This is a genomic window from Mastigocladopsis repens PCC 10914, assembly GCF_000315565.1.
GTDB classification, from domain to species: Bacteria; Cyanobacteriota; Cyanobacteriia; order Cyanobacteriales; family Nostocaceae; genus Mastigocladopsis; species Mastigocladopsis repens.
Genome location: NZ_JH992901.1, coordinates 2,130,671 through 2,155,981, shown reverse-complemented (window position 1 = coordinate 2,155,981; position 25,311 = coordinate 2,130,671). Strand labels below are relative to the sequence as shown.

Below are 25,311 nucleotides of genomic sequence, written 5' to 3'. Positions count from 1 at the left end.
GTAACTGGTAATGAATAATCAGTGATTGGTAAGAGGCTTTACCAATTATCTATATTTCATGACCTAGACTTAATATGAAGTCCCGACTTGTTGGGGCGACTCATTTAATGGATTTAATCGAAAAACTTAAGGTCTGTTTTTTCGCTCTTGGACTAAATAGCCACACCGATGTTCACCGTTGATAATCCAGTGGGTACGCTCTACAGTACAATCTGGTAAAACTGCGGCAAACATTTCTAATTCATGACCGCAGATACTGGGGAAAGACTCTGCAACATTAGAAATCGCGCAATTGTGTTCAGTTAAGATAAATCGGTCACCTTTTGATGACTCACTTGATTCTACTGGGTGACACTCAGCCATGAAACCTTCGGCTTTTCTCAATTCCACTAAAGTTGCTACCCTCTGTGATAGCGAAACGTTTCCCAAGCGTTCTCGATATTCTTGTGCCTTGCGCTCCCACTGCTTTCGTAAAATTGAAATGACTTGGTCGCGTCCTACTGTTTCTGCTAATGTATCCAATAGAGAAACAGCAAATTGACCGTAGCTATCAGCCACTTCTTGCCGAAAGTACTCGCGTCCCTGACGAGTCAATTGATAGATATGCTGAGGACGCCCCATCCCCCCTTCCACTGATAAAGAAACACAAATCAATTGCTTTGCCTCTAAATCCTTAAGATGACGACGAATTGCTTGAGGGCTAATGTCAAGAGTCTGTGCAAGCTCAAAAGCTGTAGCCTGCGAGTGTTTCAGGAGATATTCTAAGATGTCTTGCTTGGTTGAGGACTGCTGGGTAGTCACCATCATCGTCCCGAAAATTCATGATTATTTGAAGAAAATATGATTTTGACAACAATGTTGTTGTTAATCTAGCTTAAAATGAAGATAAGTTAAACAACATAGTAGTTGTTTTAGTCTCTATACTTATTTTAGCAGTCGCGTAACCACTTGGTTACTTAATATGGGATTCAGCTTTTGAAAAGCGAGTTTTCCATCCTTAAAGAGATTCCGTACAGCGAACACAAGAGAAAACTACCGATGAGTGCCACTGTCAAAACCTTAGTCAACCAGCCATACAAGTACGGCTTTATCACCAATATTGAAGCCGATACCCTTCCGCGTGGACTCAATGAGGATACTATCCGCTTAATCTCCGCCAAGAAAAACGAGCCGGAGTTCATGTTGGATTTTCGCCTGAGAGCTTTTCGCCAGTGGCAAAAGATGACAGAACCAACTTGGCCCAGCGTTAAGTATCCTTCTATTGACTATCAGGATATCATTTACTACTCAGCACCGAAGCAAACAAAACAGAAGCTTAACAGCTTGGACGAAGTTGATCCAACTTTGTTAGAGACTTTTGAGAAGCTGGGTATTCCCTTGTCAGAACAAAAGCGGCTGGCGAATGTCGCCGTTGATGCAATTTTTGATAGCGTTTCCATCGGTACCACCTTTAAAGAAAAGCTCCTTAAAGATGGTGTCATTTTCTGCTCAATTTCTGAAGCATTGCAGGAATATCCAGAATTGGTGCAGAAGTACTTAGGTAGCGTTGTCCCACCAGCAGATAACTACTTTGCTGCTCTGAATGCAGCCGTATTTAGCGATGGCTCATTTGTCTATATTCCCAAAGGCGTAAAATGCCCGATGGAACTGTCTACCTACTTCCGTATTAACAACGGCGACACTGGACAATTTGAGCGGACACTGATTGTTGCTGAAGAAGGTAGCTATGTTTCCTACCTGGAAGGCTGCACCGCACCCATGTACGACAGCAACCAGCTACACGCCGCTGTGGTAGAACTCGTCGCCCTCGACAACGCCGAAATTAAATATTCCACAGTCCAGAACTGGTACGCTGGAGATGCTAACGGCAAAGGCGGTATCTATAACTTCGTCACCAAGCGTGGTTTGTGTCAAGGTGTGAATTCCAAGATTTCCTGGACACAGGTAGAAACTGGTTCTGCTATCACCTGGAAGTATCCCAGCTGCGTGCTGGTGGGTGATAACTCCGTGGGTGAATTCTACTCGGTGGCGCTGACAAATAATATGCAGCAAGCTGATACCGGTACAAAGATGATTCATGTTGGCAAGAACACTCGCAGCACGATTATTTCTAAAGGAATTTCTGCTGGTAACTCGAGTAACAGCTACCGGGGTTTGGTGAAAATCAACCCGAAAGCACAAGGGGCGCGGAACTATTCCCAATGCGACTCTATGCTGATTGGGGATAATGCCCATGCGAATACTTTCCCTTATATTCAGGTACAAAATCATACCGCCAAGGTGGAGCATGAAGCTTCCACTTCCAAAATTGGGGAAGACCAATTATTCTACTTCGCACAGCGGGGCATTTCTTCAGAAGATGCCATTTCGATGATGATTAGCGGCTTCTGTAAGGATGTGTTTAATCAGCTACCGATGGAGTTTGCGGTGGAAGCTGATAAGCTGCTGAGTCTGAAGTTAGAAGGTAGTGTTGGTTAATTGTTTGTAGTCAGCACTTTAGTGCATTGAAAGTGCTAAGAAAAAAGCGCTAAAGCGCTTACTACGAAAGAAAAGAGAGAAGAGAGAGAACAAGCATGATTGTTGAGAATAGTCAAATTGTGCTGTCAGTACGAGATTTGACAGCTGAAGTTGATGGAACGCCGATTCTTAAGGGTGTGAACCTTGAGGTACGCTTGGGTGAAATCCATGCCATTATGGGACCGAATGGTTCTGGTAAGAGTACTTTTTCTAAGGTTTTGGCTGGACATCCGGCGTATGAAGTGACAGGCGGTGAGGTGATTTTCCAAGGGCAAAACCTGCTGGAAATGGAACCGGAGGAACGCGCTAGAACTGGTATATTTTTGGCGTTTCAGTATCCGTTGGAAATTCCGGGTGTGAGCAATTTGGATTTTTTGCGGGTGGCTTACAATTCGCGCCGTAAGGCGCAGGGTTTAGAGGAATTGGATGCGTTTGATTTTGATGATTTGGTAGAGCAAAAGCTGGAAGTGGTGAAGATGAACCCCGCTTTCCTCAACCGGAGTGTGAATGAAGGTTTCTCCGGTGGTGAGAAGAAGCGTAATGAGATTCTGCAAATGGCGTTGCTGGAACCGAAGTTGGCAATTTTGGATGAAACAGATTCGGGTTTGGATATTGACGCGCTAAAGATTGTGGCGAACGGAGTGAATCAGCTGGCGAGTCCAGAAAATGCCACGATTATGATTACTCACTATCAGCGGTTGCTGAATTATATCATCCCAGATTACGTGCATGTAATGGCTCAGGGACGAATTCTCACCAGTGGCGGTAAGGAATTGGCGCTGGAGTTAGAATCGCGCGGTTATGACTGGGTGTTGGAAGCGGCTGAGGTGGGTGTGTCATGAGTGTTTTAGTTTCTCCCAGTTCGGTTCCTAATTCAAATCCAGTAGATTTGGCATCTGCTGTGTTGGATAGGGATGCTTATCTGACTGAGTTGTTAAATCAGGTTGTAGAGACGCGCCATGGCGCGTCTCTACATTGGTTGCAGGAGTTACATGAACGCGCCGCGCTTTGGGTACGTAAATCGGTTCTTCCCACCACCCGCGATGAAGAATGGCGCTTTACCGATTTGTCGTCTTTGCGACAGGTGCAATTTAATGTAGAGACGTTGCATACAACGTCTCTACAAGCGGATACGCTATTCTTACCAGAAGCTGCTAACAGTCGCTTGGTGTTTGTCAACGGGGTTTATGCGCCTGAGTTATCAGCTGTTGCAGGTTTGCCAGATGGGGTTGTAGTAAGCAATTTGGCTGATTTGCCTGTCGAGACGCCCCATGGGTCGTCTCTACAATCACGGATACAGCAGTGTTTGGCTCAAACTGAGGGAGCGCATGAAGTGTTCACAGCCCTCAATACTAGTGGGATGGCTGATGTAGCTGTGGTTTGGGTGGCGAAGAATGTGGTGGTGGAAACACCGATTCATTTGGTGTTTGTTGCTGCTGGTGAAACTCCCACGATTTCTCTGCCGCGTTGTTTGGTGGTGGCGGAAACTGGTAGTAGTGTGACGTTGGTGGAAGAGTATACGAACCGCCAAGACGCCAAGAACGCCAAGGAGGAAGAGAAGAGGGTTTACTTTACTAATACGGTGACGGAAATTTGGGTAGAGGAAAATGCTCAGGTAAGTCACACTCGGATTGAGCAAGAAAGCGCAGAGGCTTTCCATATTGGAAAGACGGCTGTTTCTCAAGCTCGTTACAGCCGCTACACTTGTCATGCGGTAACTTTGGGTGGGAAGCTGTCGCGCCACAATTTAGAGATTTTGCAAACTGGTGAGCAAACGGAAACCACCCTCAATGGGTTGACGATGATTGGGGGAAACCAGGTGGCGGATACTCACAGTGCGATCGCTCTTAATTATCCTCACGGTACAAGTCAGCAGTTGCACAAGTGTATTGTAGGCGATCGCGCTCATGGAGTGTTTAACGGCAAAATTTTTGTCCCTAAGCCTGCACAGTTAACAAATGCAGCGCAGTTAAATCGCAACTTACTATTATCGCCTAAAGCTAGGGTTGATACCAAACCCCAATTAGAAATTACCGCAGATAACGTGAAATGCGCTCACGGTGCTACCGTTAGCCAGTTAGAAGATGATCAAATCTTCTACTTGCAAAGTCGGGGTATTGATCAGAACAATGCTCAAAACTTATTAATTAACGCCTTCGCCGCTGAAATCATCAACCAAATACCTGTACCCTCTTTGCGAGAAAGACTCACGCAAACCGTCAACAGTTATCAGTCAACAACCAATGACTAATGACCAATGACCAATGAAGAATGACTAATAACTAAAATGACTTTTACCCAAGAAAGAACCCTTGCTGATCAAGTCCGTGCTGACTTCCCGATATTACACCAACAAGTCAACGGCAAACCCTTAATTTACTTCGATAACGCTGCCACGTCGCAAAAACCTTTGCTCGTACTCAATACTCTGCGAGACTACTACGAGCAGTACAATTCTAACGTGCATCGTGGCGTGCATACTCTTAGCGCTAAAGCGACAGAAGCTTATGAAGCCGCCAGAGACAAAGTTGCTGCGTTTGTAAATGCTGCATCGCGCCAGGAAATTGTCTTCAGCCGCAATGCGAGTGAAGCGATAAACTTGGTTGCTTACAGCTGGGGAATGAGCAATTTGCAACGGGGAGATGAAATTATTCTCTCAGTCATGGAACACCACAGCAATTTGGTTCCCTGGCAGTTTGTCGCGCAAAAGACAGGTGCAGTACTGAAATTTGTGGAACTGGCTGCGGAAGAAACTTTTGATTTGGAACAGTTCAAAAAGCTGATTTCCGATAAAACAAAATTGGTGTCAGTGGTGCATGTTTCTAACACTTTGGGTTGTATTAACCCTGTGAAGGAGATTTGCAAAATTGCTCACCAATATGGCGCAAAAGTATTAATTGATGCTTGCCAAAGTGTCCCTCATATGCCTATCAACGTACAGCAAATTGACTGTGACTGGTTAGTAGCTTCTGGTCACAAAATGTGTGCTACAACAGGCATTGGCTTTTTGTATGGCAAGTTAGAACTACTGCGAGAAATGCCCCCCTTCTTAGGCGGTGGTGAGATGATTGCGGATGTCTTTTTAGACCATTCTACCTACGCTGATTTACCGCATAAATTTGAAGCAGGTACGCCTTCAATTGGGGAAACAATTGCTCTTGGTGCAGCAGTTGACTACCTTAGTGGCATTGGTATGGATAAAATTTATGCTTATGAATCAGAGTTGACTGGCTATCTATTCGAGCAGCTAGGACACATTCCTCAACTTCGGATCTATGGTCCTAAACCTAAAGTAGCAGGTTTAGGTAGAGCAGCTCTTGCTGCATTCACCGCCGGAGAAATTCACGCCAACGACATATCTACATTATTAGACCAAGAAGGCATTGCTATCCGTTCTGGGCACCACTGCACGCAACCATTACACCGTTACTTAGTCATTCCGGCGACTGCACGGGCAAGTCTATCTTTCTACAATACGCGTGAAGAGATTGATATTTTCGTCAAAGCCTTGAAGGAAACGTTAGATTTCTTTGGCGGTTTCTTGAGTTAATTTGAGAAGAAGGCAGATACGCTTTCATAGGAAATCATAAGCCCAGGAGTCTACACTCAGAGCTTACCTACCCAGGTTATCATGAAAGTCCGCACCTGCGGACTTTGTTTGTATTACCATGCTTTCTAATTGCTATGATTGCTACTTCAAGTCCTGCTGAACAAAGAACAGTACTGCAAAACGTAAGCTGGGAAACCTTTGAAGCCTTGCTCAAAGAAATAGGTGAGGACAGAGGCTCTCGCTTTGCATATGACGGTAGTACTTTAGAAATTATGACTCCACTTTTGGAACATGAAAACTACAAAAGCAATTTTGGTAATTTTATCGTTGCTTTAGCTGAAGAACTAGAATTTGAAATTAAAAGTGCGGGTTCTACAACTTTGAAACGACAAATAGCAAAACGAGGAATAGAACCAGACAACTGTTACTATATCAAAAACGAACCTGTTGTTAGAGGTAAGCTAAAATTAGATTTAGAAGTAGATCCACCGCCTGACCTAGCAATTGAAATTGATATTACCAGCAGTTCAGTTAACAAATTGGGGATTTACTCTGCGCTAGGTGTAGCTGAACTTTGGAGATATAACGGGCAAGAATTGAAATTTTATCAATTGGTAGAAGGGCAATATGTTGAGCACGGCTTTAGTCTTGCCTTTCCTATAGTATCGGTAAATGAAATGAGCAGATTTATTGAGCAGAGTAAAACCGTGGGGGAAATTGCTTTGCTGAAATCATTTCGTGCTTGGGTGAGAGGGAAAATACTATAGTTTGGATCTGATTAGACTTTTCGCAAAAATATAATTATATAGATATTTAGAACCACAGATGCACACAGATGCACACTGATAATTTATCTGTGTAGCCTACGGCACGGCTTACGCCTACATCTGTGGTTTCATTTCTTGTAGCTGATTATCCACAGGAGTATCGTCTGAGTTGGGTAAATCCTCCGCAGAGGGCAAGCAGTGCAATGGGCTGTAATTTAGCATGGTAACGCTGCTCACAAATTCTTACATTTAATGATATCGACCGCTGTATTCAGACTGTACTCTGACAGCGTTTTCTTGCGATAATTCCCAAGGGGTGAGCCTCCTTAGAAGGATCTCGTGAAGCTCGCGCTCTACACTGGTTAATAAAGGGGGGATAGATGACACTTAAGCGCTTGGGTTTAATAATACTGACGCTGGTTGCAATATTGTTTGCTGGCTCGTCTTTGTTAAGTAGTTGGCAGGAACCTCAGTTCCAGAGTCGCTTGGAACTTTACCAAACAAATATAGTGCTGCAAGCTGCTTCTTGGGAACCGCGAGATCAAAACAACGCGAACTTCAAGTCATTACAGGACACACTACTCGGCGTTCAACCTCTTGAAAGCACTACAGAGCAGTATCAACAGGCGCGCAAATCTGCTCAGGCTAATTTGGAAAAAGCTAAAAAGCAACTGGCACAACTTCAATCTGAACCCCCTACGACTCCTACAACCCCTAAACCCCAACCAGAACTACCTCCTGCTACCAACACCTCTCGTCAACTACAACAGCAACAGTTGCAGCAGTCTGTCAACCAACTACAAAAATTGATTGCTGAATTAGACTTGCGGTTGGGAATTTTACAAGCGCAGCAAGGAAAGATAGAGACGGCTCAGAAAACTTGGAGTCAATTGCAGCAACGTTCAGATATTAATGCTGAATTTGGCAAAGTTGCTGCTGTGTTGGCGGGGCTTAGGAGTGATCCCCCGCGTATTTTGCCTTCTTCCGAGCAATTAATTCAAAATAATTTAGAAGGTTGGTTTCGCTATATTCCTCTGAGTCAGCTATACCAACTTCAGCAACGTCAAGATGCTTTATTCAACCTCGAAGCAGTTCAACAAGAAGCTGCTGAACAAGCATTATTGAAGTTAGCAATTATTGGTACTGTTCCAGCACTAACAGCTTTTTTGGGTGTAGGAGTGCTAATTTTTTTGGTTGGTCAGCGCCTTGTCAAAGGGAAAAAAGCCCTCTTGGCTCAAAATTCAGATGTGCGTTGGTCAACGCCTTGGGATGGCGACACAATTTTACAAGTTTTTGTCGTGGGCTTTTTCTTGATGGGACAAATCCTTGTTCCCCTGGCAATATCCCTGCTGCCCATCCCGCGTCCGGCTCCTAATGTCAGAATTCAGGCATCATATGTCTTAATTACTTACTTGTTGCTGGCATTTGGTGCGCTATCAGTACTTTATTTATCTATAAAACGCTTTTTCCCTTTACCAGAGGACTGGTTTCGCTTTCGGTTACAAGGTGCCTGGTTTTTATGGGGGTTGGGTGGCTACTGCGTGGCTTTGCCCATAGTGGTGGTTGTGTCTTTGGTTAATCAACAACTATGGCAAGGACAAGGTGGAAGTAATCCCTTGTTACAACTGGCATTAGAAAGTCAAGATACCGTGGCACTTGGCATATTTTTCTTTACCGCAGGAATCGCCGCCCCCATTTTTGAAGAAATTTTGTTTCGCGGCTTTCTGTTGCCTTCCCTCACTCGTTATCTACCTGTGTGGGGATCAATTCTCGCCAGTAGTTTTCTGTTTGCAGCTGCTCACCTCAGCTTGTCGGAAATTATACCACTGTTTACCTTGGGTATTGTGTTGGGGATCGTTTACACGCGATCGCGCAATCTCCTTGCTCCCATGCTCCTCCATAGCCTTTGGAATAGCGGCACCTTGCTCAGCTTGTTTGTCTTAGGCAGTAACAGTCAATAATATTTTTTACTCTCCCTTGAGAAAATCGTATCGGCTCAATAATTTGGGGTAGGCAGTGATTCAAGCTGCCACGACCAGCCCAATGGAATGAGAGAAGATTTCTCGCGAATAACTTGGGCAAGAGAGGGGATTGCTCGAATTTGAGAAATACGGTCACGCATATACTCAAAAAAGCTGATTTCTAACTTGCGAGTAGTAGCCACAAGAGACATAAAAGTATCCCAAGCTTGAGTTCCCTCAGTTGTCTGAGTTGCATAGCTAACATTACGTCGCTGCACCATAGTCCTAGCAGCTAATTCAGCAGGATTATTATGCAGGGGTAATTCCGGATGCTCTAAAACTAGAAGCAGTTCTGAAGCTTTGGCAACAGTTAATCGTTTTCGTTCATCCAACTGTTCGTAACCACTTTTTGTATCAAAAAGTTTCCAGAATTTAGACTTTAGTTCTCGTGCGACTTCTGCACTGGGAAAATCTCTGTAAGTGAGTAATTCTCGGTAATAATCCCAGAAATCATCCAAGAATTTATCAAGGGCTTGTTGATGATAAGCAACCAGTGGACTTAACTTCTTATAATGTCGTCCCTCATCTACCCAGCATAAAGCCAAATCATCAGTGAGTAACTTGAACTGAGGAGCATCATCACATACGAGAGCTTGCACCACTGGCCAATCTCTTTGCTGATGATAAAAGGCGATTGCGGCTGCTTCTAAAACACGAGTACGTTGGACAGAGCCTAATTTGGGTAGATATGTATCAAGTAGTGTATTAAAGTCTGTGCAGCTAAATACAGTTTCTTGAGGCAAGAGTTTTAGAGAATTCTTCCATTTAGTCGGTAGTTGGAAAGCCTCCAGGAGTGAGAAGGTGAGTTGGTTAAGAAGAAACTCTAGTTCTCGTCCGTTTTGTAATCCCTTCAGTACAGTTAATCTGTCTTTGTTGGGAGTTGTAAAGTAGACCGTATACAAAGGGTTACACACTACATTGGTGGTATAGTTGACTCCAGCAACACGGGCACCAGTCTGGTCAAACTGCTGCCAGGGACTGCTAGCTAGCCCAGCTTCATAGATTTCACTTTTCTCGCTTTCAAAACAAGGGTGGTTTTTGATCAACAGGTTGGACAAATGCCCTGCTGACATGGAGATGCCAATATCCTCTAAAAACTCTAACAGTTTGCCTTGGGTCATATTGCCTCCATAGTACAAACTAATCACCAAGGCTAAGTGTAAAAGTCTAAACCTTTCATTGATGAAATGAAAAATGCATTGGGAACTTTACTTCTCATTCATCGTCCAAAACGGTGTAACGGGGAGTACACTTAAACATCTACCTATGTATAGCAGTTAAGCGCTTGGAGATCTCTCCGTAAGTAAGCGGACATAAAAAATCCGGAAATGACACTACTTAACTTGTATAAAGTAGTGGGGCATATTTCTATTTTGCGATGATTGCAGGAATACTCAATTCAGAGCATTTTTGGGCATCAGATTGCGCGAAACTACTATGCTAGAAATTTCTCGTTAAAGTAAAGAAAGAGGAGTTATTGAGGAGAGCAGTCTCAGGCGTCTGAAAAGATGTGTGCTCTCACGCCTCAGCGTTCCCTAAAAATTAGTGGTACGCTGCTTTCGCATACTTGTTTTGGTAGAGTTTCTCCTGTTTCAGGAGAAACTATCAACACTCAAGTAAGCAAAGAGACTTATTTGTATAGAAATATAGGATTTCAATTTTATACATTAATCATAAAGTGAAGGAGCTTGACGCATATGGCTAATCTCAACCCCAGCCACGCCACTAAACAGCTTTTAGCGGGGTACTGTGGCATTATTTTTGGAGGTTTTGGTATCCATAAATTTATTCTTGGGTACGCACCAGAAGGATTTATCATGCTAGTTATTTCCCTTGTAGGTGGTTATTTCACTTACGGATTTACATTGTTGATTATGCAGCTTGTAGGTTTAATTGAAGGGATGATTTACTTGAACAAATCCCACGATGAATTTGTTGATAACTACTTCATGAAAAAGCAGGGTTGGTTTTAGAAATTCCTGTCTCAGTATTGAATTAGCATTTTAGGGTATCTATTCTAGTAGTCTGTTAAGTCAACTTTGAAGGGTTTGTAGTGAGCGCTTTAGGGCTAAAGCACCAACTACAAACTACTCTTACCCGTCATTTTTGGGTTGCCAGACTACTAGGTGTATAAAGTAAAAATTTTACAGTAGTAGGATGGGCAATGACCATTCTACAAATAAAATATGTAACAACTTGCTTACGAGAGATATTGACAGCTATGAGCAACGATTGCTTATACCTTGATCATTGGTCACAAACTGCAGAAATTTATCTCTCCTTTTATTTACCGTTCTTGGAGTAAAGCTATTTCTCTAGTAAGTGTCAATTAATTCTTCGCTGAGAATAAACTACAAGTATATTGCTTACTCTAAAGAGTATTCCTGTTTACTGATAAACATTTTATTTCTACTAATATGCTAGCGCTCAAACGCAAAAATATAACCTTGACAATACTCACAGTAGTGGGATTTGCTTATTTCTCTAGTATGTCTAATTTGGTAATAAATCCTTTCTGGAAAACCGAGATCATTCTTATACCACTACAGATGGTTGCACTTACATACATGGCTTATCTGCGTTGGAGTCGTCATTGATTCAATTGTCCTTGAGTTACAGCCGGTTGGATTTAAATAGACCACATTGCAATGAAAGTGCCTGTTACGTCTGGACAGGGATTTCAATTTTGATTATGTGGTTCTTTTACAGCAGTTTGCAACTGAGTGTAGTAGATTAAAAAATAACAAACCACAGATGGACACAGATAAACACAGATAAATCTGTACCTCATCCAGATGAAAACGGTTATATTTGAAAACCGCTGTAAAGAGTGTCAGGGTGTAGGAGAAATAAATTAGAAATTCAAAACTGAAAATAATATTCCATAACACATACACAACTACACCCCTACACAACCATAGCTTAACAAAAATTAATAAGTTTGACATTCTGTCAATGCTTTGGATTTCGCCTACGCTCAAATAAGAGACGCCTTGACAGAGGCGTTGAAGTTTCGTAGCAAATTCAAAAACTTTCCATGCAAATTGTCTCGAAAACTAACCTTTCCCCAGAACCAGCCTCGACCACAGAGAAAATCACTTTGGATGTCGGCGGTATGAAGTGCGCTGGCTGTGTGAGGGCAGTAGAACGTCAGCTCACTCAGCATCCAGGAGTCAAGAGCGCCTGTGTGAACCTGGCGACAGAGGTAGCAGTCGTAGAGTTGGAAGCTGGTGTGGTCGATTCGGATGCACTAGCAAAGCAACTGACAGGGGCTGGGTTCCCAACTCAACCCCGGAAACTTGGCGGGAAAGTAGCCCTTGAGACACAATCAATACAAGAGCCTAGCCAACGACAGCGTCAAGAAATGCAGTCTGCTAAACGGCAATTGGTCATTGCGGCAGTTCTGTTAGTATTGTCAGTCATTGGTCATTTGGGTAACATTAGTGGTTACGTGCTACCAGTTTTACACAACATCTGGTTCCACTGTGGATTGGCAACGATCGCGCTCTTCATTCCTGGTCGCTCAATTCTAGTGGATGGCTGGCTGGGTTTACGGCACAATGCACCGAACATGAACACCCTAGTGGGGCTGGGAACACTAACAGCTTACATCGCTAGCTTAGTAGCTCTAGTGTTTCCTCAACTTGGATGGGAGTGCTTCTTTGATGAGCCAGTCATGATGTTGGGCTTTATCCTGCTAGGACGGACACTGGAAAAACAAGCCAGGGGTCGCGCCGCAGCAGCATTTAAGGAATTGCTTGCCCTTCAGCCTATTGTGGCGCGATTGATTGCCAAGCCGAAGACTGCGGGATCAACTCCCTCGTCTTCTAATGGAGGAGTTGTAGAAATTCCAGCTGAATTGGTGCGCGTTGGTGAATGGTTGCAGGTTTTGCCAGGAGAGAAAATCCCGGTCGATGGTGAGGTTGTGGATGGGCAAACAACAGTAGATGAGTCCATGCTGACTGGAGAAGCGGTACCAGTGACAAAACAACCAGGAGATTTGGTAACAGCAGGGACACTCAATCAATCAGGTGTGATCGCAATTGAGGCGACTCGTACTGGAAGTGATACAACTCTGGCTCAAATTGTCGCCCTCGTAGAAGCCGCACAGACCCGTAAAGCGCCGGTACAAAAATTAGCAGATACGGTAGCTGGTTACTTCACCTACGGTGTTTTGTCAGCTGCTTTGTTAACATTTGTCTTTTGGTACTTTTTCGGCACCCACATTTGGCATCAGGCAATTATGTCGTATGCCATGCAAATCTCTCACCACTCCTTGATGGGCACAACTCACTCCCCACACTTGACAGCCTACACCCCACTCCTTGTGAGTTTAAAGCTAGCAATTGCTGTGATGGTAGTTGCTTGCCCATGTGCTTTAGGACTTGCCACGCCAACAGCAATTCTCGTGGGAACAGCCATTGGTGCAGAACGGGGTCTGTTAATCAAAGGCGGCGACGTGTTAGAAAAAGTACACCAGTTAGACACAGTAGTGTTTGATAAAACTGGTACTCTCACCACAGGGCGTCCTGTAGTTACAGATTGCCTACCTTTTACAGCAGAGGAAGAAAATCCTTCCCCTACCTCCCTTGCTCTTCTTCAACTAGCAGCAGCAGTAGAAAGCGGTACGATTCATCCTTTAGCAATAGCAATTCAGCAAGAAGCGCAACGGCAAGAGTTATCTATCCCAGAGGCTGTAGAGTTTCACACAGAACCAGGGCTTGGTGTCTCTGCTGTAGTAGAAGGTACTTTAGTGCTTTTAGGGAACTGTGACTGGTTGCATTGGCATGGAATTTCTCTGAGTGAAACTGCACAAAAACAGGCTCAGGAGCTAGCAGAAGATGGGAAAACAGTCGTTTTCGTAGCAGTTGGAGGCGCAGTAGCCGGACTGATTGCCATTCAAGATACCTTAAGACCAGATGCTCAAGCAGTAGTAGATCAGTTGCGTCAGATGGGTTTGCGGGTCATGCTGTTGAGTGGAGATACACAACAAGCAGCAAGTGCCACAGCAAAACAACTAGGACTAGATAGCGCTGATGTCATGGCTGGAGTTCTCCCTGCAAAGAAGGCTGCTGCGATACAAGAATTACAAGCATCGGGAACAAAGGGAAGCACTCAGCATTCTGTTGTTGGAATGGTAGGAGATGGTATTAATGATGCCCCTGCTTTATCTCAAGCAGATGTGGGCATTGCTGTACAATCTGGCACGGATGTTGCGATGGAAACAGCTGAAATTGTTTTGATGCGCGATCGCTTAACTGATGTTGTAGAATCCATTCAACTTAGTCGTGCAACCTTTAGCAAAATCCGTCAGAATTTATTTTGGGCTTTTGCTTATAACACTCTTGGCATTCCTCTTGCAGCTGGTATTTTATTGCCAAGTTTAGGTTTTGTCCTCAGTCCATCGGGTGCAGCTGCATTAATGGCTTTTAGCTCTGTAAGTGTCGTCACTAATTCCCTTTTATTACGACGTTTTGCTGATCACTCCTAATCTCCTTTTTTTGAGGTATTATTTGTGAGCGCAAATATTGGTTTTGTCAATCTCAGGTTAAACTAGGTCGATAGTGAGCTATTTTGAGACTCATAAAACCTGTTGATGCTGTTGTAACAGCCACAATAGTTAAAAGAGTAGAACAGGCTGTTCTACTCTTGCATATAACCAAGCAATTTAAATGCATATAAGATAATTAGCATAGACTTTTACTTAGAGAATGGCAGCAAACAAAACTAAACAAATCTTGATTAATAATTGATTAATAACAGTTCAACCGACGAATTTAGCAACGATTTGTCAATGGTAACAGAAACAAATGAAAGCCATTTACTGATAATAGAAGACGATCAAGGACGCAAAGAATTTATTCTTGATCGCCCCGTCTATTCCATAGGTAGAGACCGCGACTGCGATATCCGTTTAATCTCGCAGTTTGTCTCGCGCCGCCATGCCACACTAGTTAGGATGCCGCGCGCTGGTAAGAAGCATTGCTATTATTATCGAATAGTCGATGGTGATGCCAAAGGCAAACCTAGTTCCAACGGTCTGATGATTAATGGACGGAAGATGCCAGCCCATGACTTGAAAAATGAGGATGAAATTGTGTTTGGTCCTCAAGTACGTGCTATTTATTACCTGCTTAAAGATAGCCTGCGTTCAGGAGGACAAACCGATTCCAGTGAGTATGACATTACACTTATAAACCCTGGCATGACCGAGGACATGGAGGACTGAAGGCTTAGTGATTGTGGAATATTTCTTTTCGACTGTCAGCCTGCACATTTTTTGGTAGGGCGTTTTGCTACAAGCTAGCCTTGTGATTGAGCTAACCTTAGCAGACGCCTCTGTTTGCAAGCACTACAAGCACTAATAGCTACTAGGACTAGCCCGCGAGGCTTTCAATGAGATGCCAATGACGGGAATCTTCAATAGCCTGCTTAAGGTATTCAAACATTTGTCGGCAGTGATTATCTCGCTGAAGTGCTAGTTCCTCGTTTTTAACCACAATACTCATCCGAGTTTCTGCTTCAGTAGCTGTGCTTTTATCAATCAGTGCTTCCACGGTTACCATCTTGGAAAAGGATACATGACCAAGAATTTCACGCGCCATGATGTAATCGGATGTATAGTATTGAACATCCAAATTACAATCTTGCAGAAGTTCTACAAGTAAGGGTTGAAGCTGGTCAAGAGGAACAGAAAGAATAAATGAACAGGTATAGCGAGCCATAATAGCCCCAAGCCTTGCAACACTCCGTCCATCCTATAATATCGAACCATCTAAAAGCCAAGTCATTATAGATTCATTAAAGAATCCAAGTTTTAAGTTCAAACAAACGCAGCATAAGACATACGAACAAATTTCAAAAGTCAAAGCCAAGGTGGCGCAAGCCAAAACTTTGATAAAAAACTTTAAAATAGCGGTTTGGCGGAGGTTAATAATGAAAGTAGCAATTGCAGGAGCAACAGGATTTGTAGGTAGTCGTTTGGTTGAACGACTACATGAAGAAGGTTGGAGGGTGGTGGTGTTAACTCGTAACACCACCTATGCTCAAAAGGTTTTTCCACCTACAGCTTTTTCCAATGTGGAAATTGTTGCTTATACACCAACAGCATTAGGAGCTTGGCAAAGTGCTATATCTGGTTGTGATGGTGTCGTTAATCTAGCAGGCGAACCCATTGGCGAAGGACGTTGGACTCCCGAACGCAAACAGGAGATTTTAAACAGTCGCAAGCTCGCTACGCAAAATATTGTGGATGCAATAGTCAACGCTAACCCCAAGCCTAGTGTGCTCGTCAACGCTTCGGCTATTGGCTACTACGGTACGAGTGAAACGGCTACCTTTGATGAAACAAGCTCACCCGGTCACGATTTTCTTGCCCAAGTTTGCCAAACTTGGGAAGCAGAAGCAACAAAAGTCACAGAAGCTGGCGTAAGACTCGTCATTTTGCGATTGGGTATTGTTCTGGGTATGGGTGGTGCCTTGGGCAAAATGATTACACCATTCAAACTCTTCGCCGGTGGTCCCTTGGGAAGCGGTCAGCAATGGTTCTCATGGATTCATTTAGATGATGTCGTTAACCTGATTCTGCAAGCTTTAACGCAACCGGAAATGCAAGGAGTATACAATGCTACTGCCCCACATCCTGTCCGAATGTCTCAATTGAGCCAAACTATGGGAAAAGTCATGAATCGTCCTTCCTGGCTACCCGTTCCGGCGTTTGCTCTCGAAACCCTTTTAGGGGATGGGGCAATGGTCGTTCTGGAAGGTCAACAAGTCGTCCCCAAGCGCACGTTAGGAAGTGGATTTGAGTTCAAGTATCCCAATTTGGAACCAGCACTGGTCAAGATTCTTAAATCTTAGGGGCATGTATTGGGGACTAGTACATCACGGCGGAAATAAAGCACCCATTTAAGTAGTTGGGCAAAATTAAATTCATTCGTGGAGACAGGGAACGTAGAGACGTTGCATGCAACGTCTCTACAACCCACCAGAATTAATGAGACAGACCACTAGTCCCTACGATGCTCAATTCCTTAATTACCAGTTGTTAGGAATTTCCGAGAAACCCAATTGATAATGCCACTCATGATGGCACCAGCCATGAGGATGCCAAGAGCAGGGTTAAATACAGGTTGCCAAAGCTTGTACCACAAATCTAAGCCCATTGGGACTCCAACTGTTTTACCTACCACTGCAACCGCTAACCACCCAAAACCAAACAAAACTAGGAACACATCTGCCACTAAAACCAAGTTTAGCCAGCTTAAAAATTTATCTTTCATAACCATTTAGTTATTAATCACGAGCTATCAGTCAATAGTTTTGGACTATTGACTGTAAACTTGGAACTATTTAGCAATTATTCTTCTGGAAACAGCCAGTTTTTGACTTTTGCCAAACTTTGCCAGTCTGGTTTTCTGTTAAAACCGTCTTCCATACTGTTTTTAATTTCCTCTTGCCATTCTGGGTTAACAAACATCAACTGCTGTGCAAAGTCAACGTGTTGTCGCAAACCTTTTTGACCTGTTTCCAGCATTGCAACAGCAATATTCACCCGTGCTTGGACGTCTTGTGGATTTAGCTTTACTGCTTTTTGTGCAGCCTTGTAAGCCAAGCTAGCTTTGTCATCTAGTAGATACAACCAAGCCAAACAAGTCCAAGCAGCACTACTCTTGGGAGCGCGATCGCACAGATCCTTAAACACAGGAATCAACGAAGAAGCAGCTTCTCCGGCTTTATAACGTTCTAAACCTGTATCAAACAGAGATTCAACTGTATTAGTCATTAGTCATTAGCCATTAGTCATTAGTCATTAGCCATTAGTCATGCGACAAAAGAGTAATGACTAATGACTATATTAAACTCCAAATGATTTACCGCAACCGCAGGTTTGGGAGGCGTTGGGGTTAGTGAATTGAAAACCACCGCCAATCATAGAGTCGCTATAATCTAGCATTAAACCGTAAAGATATAATAGACTCTTGCGATCGCAGACAATTTTGAAGCCTTCATAATTGAAAACTTCATCTTGAGCGGTAATCTTGCTAGGGTCTTCAAAATCCATCATGTAAGACATTCCGGAGCAGCCACCTTGACGCACTCCAACCCGTAAGCATAGGTCTTTGCCTTGCTTATCCTGCAAGAATTTCACCTGCCGCAATCCTGCTTCGCTCAACTGAATTCCCCGTTGTGTAGACTGAGTTGCTTGTGTCATGTGCTGTTTGTACTCCTTAGCTGCTATGAGTATGGCTGTGTAGTGGCAAGCTCTCTAGTTTCAACTCCAAGCTTACCGCCTGGTGGCTCTAAAAGTTTTTGTCTCCATTCTAGCGATATTAATGTCGCTCGAATGCAAATTGTAAATACTCCGTCAAAAGCACGCAAAGATTTTTATTCTAGAATTGAGAGATTCAATGTGTTTAGAGATTCGATATTTATGAAGTTTAAACCTTGTGGTATCCACCAGCAGCGACCACTATTGATAAACAACCAGAGAGTTTTCATCTCTTGCGTGCCCTGATCCGAAAGTTTAATTCTATATTGCTTGTTTTAATTAGCTTACCTCTATGACAAGTTTTAATCGCTCTACCAGTCGTCGACTGAAGAAATTAACCCAAATTCCTTCTGTGTGGGAGGGCGATCGCCGTCCATTGTCGTCATCACAAACCCAGAACTCAGATTCAGAGGGAAAGGGTGAATGCATTCTTTGGGTGGATGGCTCACAAGGCATTGTCCGGGGTATGGATGTAGTCGCACCAGAAACAGGTCCAGAAGCAATTGTTCGTACCTTAATGCGAGCGATGGAGCATCCTCACAGTCCAGCAAAACCTGCTCGCCCTCAAAGAATTGTGGTGAAAGACCGCGAAATCCAATTTTACCTGCGCGGAGTGCTACAGGATTTGGACATTGCGATTGACTATGTACCAGAACTGCCTTTGATTGATGAACTGTTTCGCGGGTTTGCTGACATCCTCGATAGCCAAGTTCCCGATTTACCCCCACAGTATGCACAAGTGCTGCGAGAAAAAGCATTTGCAATTTGGCAAGCAGCGCCTTGGGAATTATTAGAAGAACAGCAAATTTTGTCCATAGAAATTAATAAATGGGATGTTGGTACACTCTACGCCTCAGTTATGGGGATGCTGGGGATGGAGTATGGGGTTTTGTTTTATCGTTCACAAGAGTCCTTGAAGCGGTTTCGCGCAAGCGTTTTAAGAGAAGACGAATCACAAGGGCATTTAGAAGAAGCTTTTCTAAAACAAGATTGTTTGTTTCTGACCTTTGAGAGTGGTGACGAATCCGACGAAGACGAAGATGAATTCAGTGACTTAGCGGATTTGCCATTATCAGAAATTGACCCCACCTTCGGTAATATCCATCCTTTAGAAGGACTGCGGTCTGTTTTGTATGACGAAGAAGCACTTGTGGTCTTCGTCGCACTAGAAAGTTTTTGCCGCTTTATCCGTGATTACCGCCGTCAGCTGGGTAGTGAAACCTTCCCGACCCTCAGCCGACGCTATCGCATTTCGTTACCCGAGTCGTCAAATGAACCAACAAAATCAGTGTCTGTGACTGTCTCTTCCATGCCGCAGTTAGCCACGGAGTTAGAGGAAATAGCAGGTTTTGATGCCCTGGATGATGAAACGGAGTCAGAATCGATACCAATCTTCCGGTCATTACGAGATGATTTGATACCAGAAGACTCATTCCTCAGTTTAGGAGTTGTGTCATGGGAGATGTTGGAGTACTTGCATAAGGGGGCAATATACCATCAGACTGGGGAAATTACACAAGCAGGGGATGGTTTGCCTGTGATTTTAATTCAAACTTCCCGTCCTAAGGCGAAAACTGTGATCTCGAATATCGAACAAGCTGGAGGACTCAAAGCAATTTGTTTTAATCCAGGTGCTGATCCCTTTGATGGGAAGCGTTACGACTTAGGTTTGTTACAAACCGAAAATAGCGAATTATTCCTGTTTGGTGAGTTTGAAGATGATGATCCAATACACGTAGAAGCCCGGGAAAAATGGAATCAGCGGTGTAAAAATACTAACGGATACTGTGGCTTGATTATTGCTAAAGGATTAACAGGGTCTTCTCGTGGTAATCCCCAGTTACGAGATATGATGGCTTTGTTTGAAGCGCGGTTTCTTTCTCCCAAAGATTTGGGCATTGGTACTCTTCAACTCATGCCTCAACTCCAATTTGAATAAATAGAGGGGTTTTCAATTGGGTGGAATACATCAAAGAATTAAGGAACCATAGATGCACACAGATACAGCTAAGGCTGTACTTCATCCGGATGAGAAGCGCTCTATCTATGCAAAACCCTAGAGAATGATGGTCATTCTCACTATTTATCATGGTTGGCAGATACAAATGTAGTGAAATAAAAAATTAGGAAGGAGTTTTGGTAGGATGTGGCGGTTAGGGGAAAAATAAAGCATCACTACACCCCATATCCCTGACTCAGCCTCAAGAGCCTTGCCAATGAGTAAGTTATAGTACTGCTGCTACAGGCAACCTACTGTTGTTTTACTATTAAAGTGTTTATTCCCTTTAAAAAAAGTAAACAAAATTTTTATTTCTTAGTTTTTAAACTTTGAAATCTACAAAAAATCTCAAAGAGTTCTATTTTATCAGAGCATTATTTAGCTCAAATGTGGACAAAAAGCACATATGAGTAAAGTTTTATATTTCGTCACTAAAATTTCAGTGTGTTGTAGTAAATTTATCTTTGTGGTATGCACTGCTGCAAACTAAATACGCAATACACAAATCAATGTTAACACTCTATAGCAATCCTATTTGAGTTGTGAGATTTTCCGTGTTCGCGCAGCGTCTGGAACCGGAGAAGGCTGTCCTTAGTCATTCGTCATTTGTCATTTGTGGTTTCTCACATTCGCGTAGCGTGCCCGTAGGGCTTATGATTTAGGACTGCTATAGGAGCTACCAAAAGTCATCTTCAACTTTCCTTTAACTTATTAGGATAGGATTGAGAGACTCCAGATTCTTGGAATAAGGGTAATGGGGACTAGAAGTGACATGAATAGGAGATACCAAGAATTTATTCAAAATTCTTCAAGCTGCCTGTCACCGTTTCCATATCTATCTTCTGGAACTTCTGTGCAACCATCAAGATCTGCTTATAAATGCAAATTTCATGTATGACTAGTTAGTTAGTCAGTAATAACTAACTCCTATTGAGATGACTCTATATTACCGTTTATCTAACTTATAAATCTCATAGAAGCTTCAATTATTAATCTTCATAAAGTTTTCATAAATTCATTTTATGGAAATCATTAAAAACAAAATTTCAATTTTTAAGGTGTCCTTACCATTTTTTTATAAATAGATTAAACTTTTTCTTTTTAAGAAGATTGATAAAAAGTTAGTAAAGAATAAAAAACTGGGCAATAAGAATATACAATGTGATAAGTCGATGGTTTCATTTATGCAGTATTATGGCAAGAAATTATAGTTCTTATGAAAGATTCTTTGTTGATAAGTTAGGCACCTTAGAAAACAAAAAGAATCATGATATTTTTAAGTTTGAAGGCTGCTGTGGTTTCAAAGCTCTTGACAGAAATCAAGATAGATGCTGATAAGATAGAAACGAACTACACGCTAAATTTAACTTATGCACTTTCATGACACCAGCCAAATGTTCACAAAACAGGTTTCGTCTTAAGATCATTTGCTTGTTGGTGCTAACTTTAAAGTCATTCGTAGCTACCTGTGGATGCTACTGCAACGCGCATACAAGGTAGCTGTAGCGCATGATTATGATTTTATGTCTCAAGTGTTTTGTTTACTTTGGTTGTAGAAAACGTGAAATGCTTTTGTAACCACAAACATTAGAATTCGTTATTTTGTTGACAGAAAATATCTCAAATACATTCATAAAATTCATAGTCAGGCTTTGCTCATCTTGTTGCTGAGTTTATTTTCTTAGCAACGAGTGTGCGCTATTTTTCCTGTCACAAGAGCAATGAAAAGAGTTCTCTTTTTAGACTTTATTGGAAAATGAAGCATACTTTAACAACATCGAACAAGTTTTTAGTCTCAACGAATTGACTTGTTTCCTGACAAAAACTCTGATAATCTTATCCTTTTCATCTCGTAGTTAGTTCCTTTTGAGGATGTTAACATCAAGCAGATAGCACAATAAAATGACAAATAAGAAATGGGCTGTAAAACGTATCACTGTGAATTTAGCAGCACAGGAGGCGGAAAAACTGGACAAGTATTGTCGGCAGACGGGTAGACCTGCAACGGATGTTATCCGAGAGCTGATCCGAGGACTGCCGCTCTCCTCCGAGGAGGCTCAAGAAGTAAGCAGGTGAGGATATTTAGAGTTTAGAGTCTAAAGTCAAGAATCTAAAGGTTGTTGACGACGGGCTACCAACTACTGACTACGACCTCCTCACTCATAAATTGATATGAGTGGCAAATTCCGACACCAACCCAGTTACAATTTGTAAAGAAAGTGATAAGGAAGGACGGAATGCGCGTTGCAATCGTAGGTGCGGGACTTGCTGGGCTAGCAACCGCTGTCGATTTATCTGATGCTGGGTGTGAAGTCCATATTTTTGAGTCCCGTCCATTTGTTGGTGGGAAAGTAGGCAGTTGGCTTGATGGCGATGGTAACCATATTGAAATGGGGTTGCACGTCTTCTTTGGCAACTACTACCAGCTTTTGGAATTGATGAAAAAAGTAGGGGCAGAAAACCTACGCCCAAAGGATCATATCCACACTTTCATCAATAAGGGGGGAAGAATTGGTGCTTTAGATTTTCGCTTCATGATGGGTGCGCCTTTTAATGGATTAAAAGCGTTTTTCACCGCTTCCCAACTTTCGTTATTGGATAAGTTGCAAAATGCAGTAGCATTGGGAACTAGCCCGATAGTACGCGGCTTAGTGGACTTTGACGGTGCGATGAAAAACATCCGCGACTTAGATAAAGTCAGCTTTGCCGATTGGTTCCGCAGTCACGGTGGTAATGAGGGTAGTATCAAGCGGATGTGGAACCCGATCGCCTACGCCCTCGGCTTTATCGATTGCGAACACATTTCTGCCCGTTGTATGCTGACAGTCTTTCAGTTGTTTGCAGTCAGAACCGAAGCGTCAAAGCTGCGAATGCTGGAAGGTTCCCCCTATGACTACTTGCACAAGCCTATTTTGGAATATCTAGAAGCAAGAGGCACAAAAATTTACACTCGTCGGAGAGTGCGAGAAATACAGTTTACTGAGGGAGAACAAACCCATGTCACTGGTCTGGTAGTGGCTGATGGTGATACAGAAGAAGTAATCACCGCTGATGCCTATGTCGTAGCCTGTGATGTCCCAGGAATTCAGCGTTTGTTACCTCAAGTGTGGCGCAAGTGGTCAGAGTTTGACAATATATATAAGTTGGAATGTGTGCCAGTAGCAACAGTTCAGTTGCGCTTTGACGGCTGGGTGACAGAACTACATGATGCCCAAGAGCGCAAACAGCTCAACCATGCAGCAGGAATTGATAACTTGCTTTATACTGCCGATGCTGACTTTTCTTGTTTTGCTGATTTGGCATTGACTAGCCCTGGTAATTATTACAAGGAAGGGCAAGGTTCACTATTGCAGGTGGTACTGACTCCAGGCGATCCATTTATTAAGCAAAGTAATGAGGCGATCGCCCAACACGTGCTCAACCAAGTGCATGAGTTGTTCCCCTCGTCACGGGAGCTAAATATGACTTGGTACAGTGTAGTCAAACTTGCTCAGTCTTTGTACAGAGAAGCACCAGGAGTAGATATTTATCGTCCTCAGCAAAAGACACCTATTCCTAATTTCTTCTTAGCAGGGAGTTATACCCAGCAGGATTATATCGATAGTATGGAGGGTGCAACAATTTCAGGAAGGCGTGCGGCGAAAGCTATTTTGGAGAATGTGAAGAAATGAACCGCCAAGGCGCTAAGGACGCCAAGGAATAACAGATATGGCAGATTGGTTGGAGCATAGTGTGCAGGTTGAGGTTGAGGCTCCCATAGAGTTAGTATGGAGCCTCTGGGCTGATTTGGAGCAAATGCCCCGGTGGATGAAGTGGATTGAGTCTGTTAAGATTCCGCCGGATAACCCAGAGATATCTTTATGGACACTTAACACTGGCGGATTGGAGTTTACTTGGAAATCGCGCATTCTCAAGGTTGTGCCGAACCAAATCATCCAATGGGAATCGGTGGATGGTTTGCCGAATCAGGGGGCAGTGCGTTTTTATGACCGTCATGGTAGTAGTATTGTTAAACTCTCCGTTGCCTATGCTATCCCTGGTATCTTAGGGAAAATTATGGATAATTTGTTTTTGGGAAGGGCGGTGGAATCGACCCTCAAGGGTAATATGGAAAGGTTTCGAGAATATGCCCTCAAGGTTAAATCAAATTCACCTCAGTAGGGTGGGTATTGCTCACTACCGTAGCGATATTCAAAACATAAAAAATTTAAATCCGTGCATAATTTGCCCCTTGTGCTGAGTTAAATCAATTTAGAAGACTCAAAGCACAAGGGGTTGATTTATGGGTAAATAAGCTATCACGTTTTTTACTTGCATATAGCGATTCTACATTGATGCAATACATATGTACGGACATAAGCGCAAAGTGCAGGCTCCACCAACGTGCAGCTTGCTCATTGGGCATAGGGCGGTTCGCCCCTACAATACGGTGTATTTCACACTCATGAGAACTGCTGTAATTAAGCCCTTCTACGTAGCAATTTTTTTAAGTGAAATTAACCCTTAGCAATACTAATTGCTCTATGGATCAAATAGACAGCATTCTAGAGAAACTAGCTTTAGCAGTTAAGCAGTATCCTCCGGAAACGTCAGAGACTAAGATGCGGAAATTAGCTTTAACACGGCTCGTTAGTGCGATTCAAAAATCTGGTAAGCTTTTCTGTGCAAACAAATCAGATTTCCCTCCCCAAGTATACGCTGAAGCACTTCAAGAAACTTGGTTGTATGTTTGCCGCAAAGTTCATCAATATGACCCTCAAAAGGGCAAGGTGATGACTTGGGTCAATTTCATACTCGATAAGAGATTTAAAGATGCGATTAATAAGTATCATCAGCAGCAAACACGGTCGTTAGATGAACCGATTCAAAATTCCAATTTCACTGAGGGTTCTGAGACTACCCTAGGCGAGACGATTAAGACACCTGAAACGACTTTTTCTGAATGTGAACAAGTGCGACAATTTATTGCAGAAGATGCTGATGGAGAATTTAAACGGAAGCACATACAAGCACATCCAGAGGCAAATTTTCAAGAAATCGCTTTACGTCGATTAGACAAACAATCTTGGCAAGCAATGTCAGATGAATGGGGTATTACTGTGTCTGCTTTATCGAGCTTTTATCAGAGGTCTATAAAGAGTTTTGCTGTAAAAATTAAAGAATATTTACAGAATTAGAAGAGAATT

Annotated in this window: 21 protein-coding genes; 15 read left to right on the top strand and 6 right to left on the bottom strand. The window is 42.9% G+C overall.

Translation table 11 applies throughout. The features are described 5' to 3' along the window. Positions 1-126: 126 nt before the first annotated feature. Positions 127-804: an iron-sulfur cluster biosynthesis transcriptional regulator SufR gene (gene sufR / locus MAS10914_RS0111680; RefSeq protein ID WP_026082500.1), complete on the bottom strand. Its 678-nt coding sequence runs from the start codon at positions 802-804 to the stop codon at positions 127-129. A gap of 234 nt (positions 805-1,038) precedes the next feature. Between sufR and sufB the strand changes: the two genes are divergently transcribed. The 6 genes from sufB (at position 1,039) to MAS10914_RS0111650 (ending at position 8,795) form a co-directional block, all read left to right on the top strand. Then, positions 1,039-2,478 carry a Fe-S cluster assembly protein SufB gene (gene sufB / locus MAS10914_RS0111675; RefSeq protein WP_017316116.1) on the top strand — a complete coding sequence of 480 codons (1,440 nt, stop codon included), beginning with the start codon at positions 1,039-1,041 and terminating at the stop codon, positions 2,476-2,478. Between the two features lie 95 nt (positions 2,479-2,573). Continuing rightward, positions 2,574-3,359 carry a Fe-S cluster assembly ATPase SufC gene (gene sufC, locus MAS10914_RS0111670; protein WP_017316115.1) on the top strand — a complete coding sequence of 262 codons (786 nt, stop codon included), beginning with the start codon at positions 2,574-2,576 and terminating at the stop codon, positions 3,357-3,359. Next, positions 3,356-4,768: a Fe-S cluster assembly protein SufD gene (gene sufD / locus MAS10914_RS0111665; RefSeq protein ID WP_017316114.1), complete on the top strand. Its 1,413-nt coding sequence runs from the start codon at positions 3,356-3,358 to the stop codon at positions 4,766-4,768. The genes sufC and sufD overlap by 4 nt, the downstream gene beginning before the upstream one ends. A 36-nt stretch (positions 4,769-4,804) precedes the next feature. Further along, positions 4,805-6,067, top strand: coding sequence for a SufS family cysteine desulfurase (locus tag MAS10914_RS0111660; RefSeq protein ID WP_017316113.1), 1,263 nt, complete (start codon positions 4,805-4,807; stop codon positions 6,065-6,067). Between the two features lie 134 nt (positions 6,068-6,201). Then, positions 6,202-6,834 (top strand): Uma2 family endonuclease, encoded by a 633-nt coding sequence (locus MAS10914_RS0111655; protein WP_017316112.1) that lies wholly within the window; start codon positions 6,202-6,204, stop codon positions 6,832-6,834. A 380-nt stretch (positions 6,835-7,214) separates the two neighbouring features. Next, a complete protein-coding gene (locus tag MAS10914_RS0111650) occupies positions 7,215-8,795 on the top strand; it encodes a CPBP family intramembrane glutamic endopeptidase (RefSeq protein ID WP_017316111.1) in 1,581 nt (526 codons plus the stop codon). A 35-nt stretch (positions 8,796-8,830) separates the two neighbouring features. Here the strand turns inward: MAS10914_RS0111650 and MAS10914_RS32090 are convergent, their stop codons facing one another. Further along, positions 8,831-9,976, bottom strand: coding sequence for a transposase (locus MAS10914_RS32090; RefSeq protein ID WP_017315955.1), 1,146 nt, complete (start codon positions 9,974-9,976; stop codon positions 8,831-8,833). A gap of 576 nt (positions 9,977-10,552) precedes the next feature. Between MAS10914_RS32090 and MAS10914_RS0111640 the strand changes: the two genes are divergently transcribed. The 3 genes from MAS10914_RS0111640 (at position 10,553) to MAS10914_RS0111630 (ending at position 15,084) form a co-directional block, all read left to right on the top strand. Continuing rightward, the gene (locus MAS10914_RS0111640; RefSeq protein ID WP_017316110.1) at positions 10,553-10,828 is read left to right on the top strand and encodes a TM2 domain-containing protein; all 276 of its coding nucleotides are present in this window, start codon (positions 10,553-10,555) and stop codon (positions 10,826-10,828) included. A gap of 1,064 nt (positions 10,829-11,892) precedes the next feature. Continuing rightward, positions 11,893-14,346, top strand: coding sequence for a heavy metal translocating P-type ATPase (locus MAS10914_RS0111635; protein ID WP_017316109.1), 2,454 nt, complete (start codon positions 11,893-11,895; stop codon positions 14,344-14,346). A gap of 303 nt (positions 14,347-14,649) precedes the next feature. Continuing rightward, on the top strand, positions 14,650-15,084 hold the full coding sequence (locus MAS10914_RS0111630; protein WP_017316108.1) for an FHA domain-containing protein: 435 nt from the start codon (positions 14,650-14,652) through the stop codon (positions 15,082-15,084). Positions 15,085-15,232: 148 nt separating this feature from the next. Here MAS10914_RS0111630 and MAS10914_RS0111625 read toward each other — a convergent pair whose 3' ends face one another. Further along, on the bottom strand, positions 15,233-15,580 hold the full coding sequence (locus MAS10914_RS0111625; RefSeq protein ID WP_017316107.1) for a hypothetical protein: 348 nt from the start codon (positions 15,578-15,580) through the stop codon (positions 15,233-15,235). 211 nt (positions 15,581-15,791) lie between these two features. On the opposite strand from MAS10914_RS0111625, the gene thyD reads away from it, so the two are divergent. After that, positions 15,792-16,715 carry a thylakoid membrane protein ThyD gene (thyD, locus tag MAS10914_RS0111620; RefSeq protein WP_026082499.1) on the top strand — a complete coding sequence of 308 codons (924 nt, stop codon included), beginning with the start codon at positions 15,792-15,794 and terminating at the stop codon, positions 16,713-16,715. A gap of 173 nt (positions 16,716-16,888) precedes the next feature. Here thyD and MAS10914_RS0111615 read toward each other — a convergent pair whose 3' ends face one another. The 3 genes from MAS10914_RS0111615 to MAS10914_RS0111605 all read right to left on the bottom strand — a co-directional run bounded on the left by MAS10914_RS0111615 (position 16,889) and on the right by MAS10914_RS0111605 (position 18,069). Beyond that, a complete protein-coding gene (locus MAS10914_RS0111615; RefSeq protein WP_017316105.1) occupies positions 16,889-17,137 on the bottom strand; it encodes a hypothetical protein in 249 nt (82 codons plus the stop codon). A gap of 77 nt (positions 17,138-17,214) precedes the next feature. Further along, entirely contained in the window at positions 17,215-17,640 is a 426-nt protein-coding gene (locus tag MAS10914_RS0111610) for a tetratricopeptide repeat protein (RefSeq protein ID WP_017316104.1), read from the bottom strand. A gap of 72 nt (positions 17,641-17,712) precedes the next feature. Next, entirely contained in the window at positions 17,713-18,069 is a 357-nt protein-coding gene (locus tag MAS10914_RS0111605; protein ID WP_017316103.1) for a HesB/IscA family protein, read from the bottom strand. Positions 18,070-18,418: 349 nt separating this feature from the next. On the opposite strand from MAS10914_RS0111605, the gene MAS10914_RS0111600 reads away from it, so the two are divergent. The 5 genes from MAS10914_RS0111600 to MAS10914_RS0111580 all read left to right on the top strand — a co-directional run bounded on the left by MAS10914_RS0111600 (position 18,419) and on the right by MAS10914_RS0111580 (position 25,302). Next, positions 18,419-20,065 (top strand): DUF6930 domain-containing protein, encoded by a 1,647-nt coding sequence (locus tag MAS10914_RS0111600; protein WP_017316102.1) that lies wholly within the window; start codon positions 18,419-18,421, stop codon positions 20,063-20,065. A gap of 1,962 nt (positions 20,066-22,027) precedes the next feature. Next, entirely contained in the window at positions 22,028-22,201 is a 174-nt protein-coding gene (locus tag MAS10914_RS0111595; protein ID WP_017316101.1) for a ribbon-helix-helix protein, CopG family, read from the top strand. Positions 22,202-22,362: 161 nt separating this feature from the next. Continuing rightward, complete coding sequence (gene zds, locus MAS10914_RS0111590; protein ID WP_017316100.1) at positions 22,363-23,796, top strand: 9,9'-di-cis-zeta-carotene desaturase; 1,434 nt, start codon at positions 22,363-22,365, stop codon at positions 23,794-23,796. Between the two features lie 37 nt (positions 23,797-23,833). Then, positions 23,834-24,286, top strand: a complete 453-nt coding sequence (locus tag MAS10914_RS0111585; protein ID WP_017316099.1) for an SRPBCC family protein — start codon at positions 23,834-23,836, stop codon at positions 24,284-24,286. Between the two features lie 362 nt (positions 24,287-24,648). After that, positions 24,649-25,302, top strand: coding sequence for a sigma factor (locus tag MAS10914_RS0111580; protein WP_017316098.1), 654 nt, complete (start codon positions 24,649-24,651; stop codon positions 25,300-25,302). Positions 25,303-25,311 lie beyond the last annotated feature (9 nt).

Coding starts and splice junctions, on each gene's coding strand:
- MAS10914_RS0111650 (WP_017316111.1), top strand. CDS start 7,215: ATGACACTTAAGCGCTTGGGTTTAATAATACTGACGCTGGTTGCAATA.
- MAS10914_RS0111640 (WP_017316110.1), top strand. CDS start 10,553: ATGGCTAATCTCAACCCCAGCCACGCCACTAAACAGCTTTTAGCGGGG.
- sufC (WP_017316115.1), top strand. CDS start 2,574: ATGATTGTTGAGAATAGTCAAATTGTGCTGTCAGTACGAGATTTGACA.
- MAS10914_RS0111625 (WP_017316107.1), bottom strand. CDS start 15,580: ATGGCTCGCTATACCTGTTCATTTATTCTTTCTGTTCCTCTTGACCAG.
- MAS10914_RS0111635 (WP_017316109.1), top strand. CDS start 11,893: ATGCAAATTGTCTCGAAAACTAACCTTTCCCCAGAACCAGCCTCGACC.
- MAS10914_RS0111630 (WP_017316108.1), top strand. CDS start 14,650: ATGGTAACAGAAACAAATGAAAGCCATTTACTGATAATAGAAGACGAT.
- MAS10914_RS0111585 (WP_017316099.1), top strand. CDS start 23,834: ATGGCAGATTGGTTGGAGCATAGTGTGCAGGTTGAGGTTGAGGCTCCC.
- sufB (WP_017316116.1), top strand. CDS start 1,039: ATGAGTGCCACTGTCAAAACCTTAGTCAACCAGCCATACAAGTACGGC.
- MAS10914_RS32090 (WP_017315955.1), bottom strand. CDS start 9,976: ATGACCCAAGGCAAACTGTTAGAGTTTTTAGAGGATATTGGCATCTCC.
- MAS10914_RS0111655 (WP_017316112.1), top strand. CDS start 6,202: ATGATTGCTACTTCAAGTCCTGCTGAACAAAGAACAGTACTGCAAAAC.
- MAS10914_RS0111600 (WP_017316102.1), top strand. CDS start 18,419: ATGACAAGTTTTAATCGCTCTACCAGTCGTCGACTGAAGAAATTAACC.
- sufD (WP_017316114.1), top strand. CDS start 3,356: ATGAGTGTTTTAGTTTCTCCCAGTTCGGTTCCTAATTCAAATCCAGTA.
- MAS10914_RS0111660 (WP_017316113.1), top strand. CDS start 4,805: ATGACTTTTACCCAAGAAAGAACCCTTGCTGATCAAGTCCGTGCTGAC.
- sufR (WP_026082500.1), bottom strand. CDS start 804: ATGGTGACTACCCAGCAGTCCTCAACCAAGCAAGACATCTTAGAATAT.
- MAS10914_RS0111580 (WP_017316098.1), top strand. CDS start 24,649: ATGGATCAAATAGACAGCATTCTAGAGAAACTAGCTTTAGCAGTTAAG.
- MAS10914_RS0111610 (WP_017316104.1), bottom strand. CDS start 17,640: ATGACTAATACAGTTGAATCTCTGTTTGATACAGGTTTAGAACGTTAT.
- MAS10914_RS0111605 (WP_017316103.1), bottom strand. CDS start 18,069: ATGACACAAGCAACTCAGTCTACACAACGGGGAATTCAGTTGAGCGAA.
- zds (WP_017316100.1), top strand. CDS start 22,363: ATGCGCGTTGCAATCGTAGGTGCGGGACTTGCTGGGCTAGCAACCGCT.
- MAS10914_RS0111615 (WP_017316105.1), bottom strand. CDS start 17,137: ATGAAAGATAAATTTTTAAGCTGGCTAAACTTGGTTTTAGTGGCAGAT.
- thyD (WP_026082499.1), top strand. CDS start 15,792: ATGAAAGTAGCAATTGCAGGAGCAACAGGATTTGTAGGTAGTCGTTTG.
- MAS10914_RS0111595 (WP_017316101.1), top strand. CDS start 22,028: ATGACAAATAAGAAATGGGCTGTAAAACGTATCACTGTGAATTTAGCA.